This is a genomic window from Vicinamibacteria bacterium, assembly GCA_035620555.1.
Classification (GTDB): Bacteria; Acidobacteriota; Vicinamibacteria; order Marinacidobacterales; family SMYC01; genus DASPGQ01.
In genome coordinates this window covers 1-3,663 of sequence record DASPGQ010000159.1, presented here as the reverse complement: position 1 = coordinate 3,663, position 3,663 = coordinate 1, and the positions used below count along the sequence as shown (strand labels likewise).

Below are 3,663 nucleotides of genomic sequence, written 5' to 3'. Positions count from 1 at the left end.
ATCATCGGCGTACGAAAGCCCCGGGCGGCGACCCGGTCGAGCTCCGAGCAAGCCCAGGCGACGTCGTCCATCGGGATCATGGCGGCGCCGATCAGCCTTTGGGGATCGTGGGAGATGAAATCACCGAGCCAATCGTTGTAGACGCGCGAAGCGTCGCGGACGACTTCCCGATACTCCCTGCGGTTGCTCGAGTGCAGAATCGACAGACCGAGCGTGGGGTAGAGGACCTCGGCGGCGATCCCCGCCTTTTTCTGAAACGCGACGCGCTGGACGGGATCGCGACCCGCCAGGGGCGTCCCCGCGTCCGCGGTCTTCTGATCCTGTTCCTTGAACCGTGCGTACTGTTTGCCGGTGTAGAAGAAGAGTCCTTCTCGCCCGGCGTGCCCTTCCACGACGCGAGGAGTCTCGTCGCCGTACTTGTCGCCGAGCGCTTCGAGCCAGAGATCGTGCGGCTCGATCGTGTGTGAGTCGGCGCTTATGATCCGCATGTCAGAAGCCGAGCGGAGACCTTACCATGATCTCGCTCGAGCGCGGCCCACGATCGGTGCTTCGTTCAGCGCGGCCTGGATGTCTCGTTTCAGCGCATCGATGACTTCCGCGGCAAACTGCCGCCGCTGCTTCTCCGCACTGTCGTCGTATTCTCCGCCAAAACCACCGCCAACGCGCCGCAGGAGCCAGGTTTCCTTGACGGCCATCCGGAACTCGCTCGCCATGAGCGTTCCGCCGTCGGCTCGGCGGTGAAACCGGGTCGCTATCTCGACGCCGTCGCCTTCGAACGGGTAGCGGAGGGCGCTCGTCAAGAAAGGCTCCACGAGAAAAGGGATGCGCCACTCGGGCTCGTCGAGATACAGGAACGCGATCTCGATCTCGTCCGGCCGGCGCTGGAAGCGCAAGCGAGACCGCAAGTTGCGAAAACCCACGCGAAACAAGCCGGCTTTCGTCGAGAGGCTGGTCACGGTGACCAGGCGTTCGGGTAGCGGGCGGGGTGGACCGTGAAGTGGAACGAGCCCTTCACGAGAAACACGCAGGCGGGCCTCGATCCCGAGCTCCTGGAGCTCGACGCGGCACCACGGGACGTCTTCCTCGTCGAGCACGTCTAGCTCCATCTCGATCGGACGAACTGCCTTTTCCAGGTAGCGCGCGTAGTCGGGAAAGGCGTCTCCGATACGCTCGGGGTGGAGCGAGACCCGGAGGGCGATCGACGTGGTGCCATCATCGAGGTCGCGTCGCTCGAGACCGTCTAGCGTGCCGAGCCGTCCCCACGCATTCTGCGTTTCGGGAAGCGATCGAAGCAGATCGGATGGCCCTTGGCTCGAGCTCAGCTCTTCGAGCACTGACTCGATCACGACCATGAGCACCGAGAGCGGGAACACACCGAGGAGGACGTCGTCCTCGCCGCTCCAACGATACTCGTGCTCGGCGAGCTTCTCTATGTGAAAGGTCCCGCGGTAGTCGCCTGGCTGCGTCAGGGGACTTGGGGTCGGCGCCGCCACGATGCGATACGTGCCGTCGCCGGGGTGGCCTGCGAGGGTCAGGGTCTTCCTCGTCGATGAGCTTTCCGTCCAACCCTGCGTCCTCGCGAAGACACGAGACGGTGTCAGCCCGGAACGCTCGAGCTCGTCGACGAGATCCTCGAGCTCCGGCTCCATCTCGATGGGGCCGAGCCACGATTCGACAGCGGCGAGTATCTGATCGGCCGCCGCGCGATTCCGCGCTCGATCGTCCTGACAGGAAGCCAGGAAAAGGGCCGACAAAAGGACCGCGCCACTCCTCAGGTACATCGCGTCATCATAACTGCGAAGGGGACGACGACGCTCGAGTTTCGAGAGTCAACCGTCAAGCGACAAAACGGGCGTCACCGACGAAACAGCCGAGCGAGTGATCGAGCGGCCACAATGGGATCGTAAGTCTGGCCGGTGGGCGAACGTCCAAGCGAGCAAGGCCTGGGGAGAAGGTGTTCTGCTCCTCGAAGTGCGTCTCGACCCGTTACCTGAGTCGTTGACAGGCATCTGATGTCGTCATATGATAACGTATATGAGAACCATCGTGGAGCTTTCCGAGGAGCACTTGAAAGCTCTGGGGGAGCTCTGTCGACGCGAGAAGATCTCTCGAGCCGAGGCGATTCGCCGGGCGGTGGCCGAGTACGCCCGGCGACGTCTTCGGCTGGACTCGGATCGCGCCTTTGGACTCTGGCGGGAGCGCGATGTCGAAGGGCTCACCTACGAGCGGCGGCTGCGCCGCGAGTGGTGAGACGTGCGCGCTCTCTTCGATACCAACATCCTCGTCGACTATCTGAACGGCATCGCGAAAGCTAAATCTGAGATCCAGCGGTTTCCCGATCGTGCCATCAGTGTCATCAGCTGGGCGGAGACGATGGTGGGTGCGCGCGGAGAGGAAGAGGAGCAAATCATTCGGGATTTCCTGGCAACGTTCGAGGTCTGCGACGTGGATCTTGAGACGGCTCAAGAAGCCGTAGCTCTCCGGCGCGACCGCCGCCTGCGACTTCCCGATGCGCTCATTTGGGCGACGGCACGTCTCCGGCACGCTATGTTCGTTACCCGCAACACGAAAGACTTCCCCCGGGACGATCCGGGCGTACGCGTTCCCTACGCACTCTAGATAGGCCTTAGAGAAGATCCGTCTCGAGCGCCGCGCGTTGTTCCTCGGTGAGCTCCGCCTCGGCAATCACGAGCTCGTGGTCCGACCCCACCGCCACGGGGACGGTGCCGCGGGTGTCGAACTTCAGGTATTGCACCGAGGAGAGACGATCCTCGCCGACCTGACGTGGGTCGAAGCGTGCGTAGATCTTCTGCCCGTCCTCGAGCTTTACGTAGATATGCCGCGGCAGATCCTTCCAGCGCCTCAGGAGCTCTCGGCGTTGGGCCACATCGTCGATCTCGATGAGGAGCGTCACCCCGAGCTCGCCCTTGGCGCCGAGGAGCTCGTTGTATGTATCGATCTCGTGCTGGATGTCCGCCTCCTTGACCAACTGCTCGACTCGAACCATTTCCTGGATTTGGAAGCGTACCGTGTCGTGGTTCTCGAACAAGAACGTCAGGTGATCACTCAGGTGGATGCGCCGGGGCTTCTTCTGCGCCAAGACGGCCTCGAGGATTTCCTGACGCCGCTCCCCGTAGGTGACGTAATCCAGGATCTCGCTGCGCTCGACGGCTCTCACGGGTCTCTCCCTTCGACTTCCGAGGATTCGAGCTCGCTGGAAAAACCGTCCTCGCGGTAGGCGCGGGCGAGGATGCTCATCGGGTGCATCGGTTTGACGCCCGCATGCTGCTGAAACTGGAGCGCGGCGAGAGGACAATCGGTCGCCCACACCTCCGCGTCCTGTCCTTTCATCTCGTCGAAGGCCTTCCCCCCCACGCGCTTCGAGTACTCGAAGCCCTCCACTTTCATCGCGTGGGTGCCGTCGTGCCCGCAGCAATCCATCGTAGTCCGGAGCTCGACTCCGGGAATCTTCTTGAGGAGATCGCGACCCTTGAAGCCGGCGGCTTGCGCCCTGAGGTGGCAGGGCGCGTGGTAGGCCACCCGTGGCCCTGGTGAGCTCTTGAAGCCGGTATCGAACCGCTCCTCTTTTCGTATGGACCAGAGATATTCGGATGGATCCTGAACGGCATCGGCGACTCTCCGCGCGACGTCGCGGTCTTCCGA

The 3,663-nt window shown here is 63.0% G+C and carries 6 protein-coding genes; 2 read left to right on the top strand and 4 right to left on the bottom strand.

Annotation, left to right across the window (positions count from 1 at the left end; all coding sequences use genetic code 11):
- Both VEK15_06100 and VEK15_06095 read right to left on the bottom strand, forming a co-directional pair.
- Window positions 1–488: hypothetical protein (locus tag VEK15_06100; protein ID HXV60247.1), on the bottom strand; the 488-nt coding region annotated here is incomplete at its 3' end.
- Window positions 489–509: 21 nt separating this feature from the next.
- Window positions 510–1,781: a hypothetical protein gene (locus tag VEK15_06095; GenBank protein ID HXV60246.1), complete on the bottom strand. Its 1,272-nt coding sequence runs from the start codon at window positions 1,779–1,781 to the stop codon at window positions 510–512.
- A gap of 253 nt (window positions 1,782–2,034) precedes the next feature.
- On the opposite strand from VEK15_06095, the gene VEK15_06090 reads away from it, so the two are divergent.
- On the top strand, window positions 2,035–2,250 hold the full coding sequence (locus VEK15_06090) for a ribbon-helix-helix protein, CopG family (protein ID HXV60245.1): 216 nt from the start codon (window positions 2,035–2,037) through the stop codon (window positions 2,248–2,250).
- A 3-nt stretch (window positions 2,251–2,253) separates the two neighbouring features.
- Complete coding sequence (locus tag VEK15_06085; GenBank protein ID HXV60244.1) at window positions 2,254–2,619, top strand: type II toxin-antitoxin system VapC family toxin; 366 nt, start codon at window positions 2,254–2,256, stop codon at window positions 2,617–2,619.
- Window positions 2,620–2,626: 7 nt separating this feature from the next.
- Here the strand turns inward: VEK15_06085 and VEK15_06080 are convergent, their stop codons facing one another.
- Together VEK15_06080 and VEK15_06075 are read right to left on the bottom strand one after the other, a co-directional pair.
- Window positions 2,627–3,178 (bottom strand): DUF3501 family protein, encoded by a 552-nt coding sequence (locus tag VEK15_06080; protein HXV60243.1) that lies wholly within the window; start codon window positions 3,176–3,178, stop codon window positions 2,627–2,629.
- Window positions 3,175–3,663: heterodisulfide reductase-related iron-sulfur binding cluster (locus VEK15_06075; GenBank protein HXV60242.1), on the bottom strand; the 489-nt coding region annotated here is incomplete at its 5' end. The genes VEK15_06080 and VEK15_06075, both read right to left, overlap by 4 nt.